Source organism: Vibrio sp. 10N.222.52.B7, assembly GCF_041474275.1.
In the GTDB taxonomy this organism is placed as follows: domain Bacteria; phylum Pseudomonadota; class Gammaproteobacteria; order Enterobacterales; family Vibrionaceae; genus Vibrio; species Vibrio crassostreae_C.
Map to the genome: position 1 here is coordinate 1 of NZ_JBFRTU010000690.1, position 263 is coordinate 263.

The 263-nt window shown below is 44.1% G+C and carries 1 pseudogene; it reads left to right on the forward strand.

Annotated elements, in window-relative coordinates:
• Window positions 1-263: pseudogene (locus AB4512_RS24830) on the forward strand (ABC transporter substrate-binding protein); the annotation flags it as partial.

Consider the following 263-nt stretch of genomic DNA (forward strand, 5'->3'; position numbering starts at 1 on the left):
ATTGGAACACGGTGAAAATGAAAAGCTCTATTCGATGAAAAGCCGAACGGGCCGTTGGTTAGAAAGTTTCATATTGGGTTTGCTTTTTATCACTCGAGGCCCATTCAATTACTTTGAGTTTAAGAGCTTAACCGGACGAATTGCTACGGTGTTCATTGGTGTGCTGAGTATGCTGTTTATCGCCAGTATTACTGCGGTATTAGCCAGCAAGCTTACGCTCAGCCAAGGCTCTTCCCATATTAAAGGCGTGAATGATCTTGCGG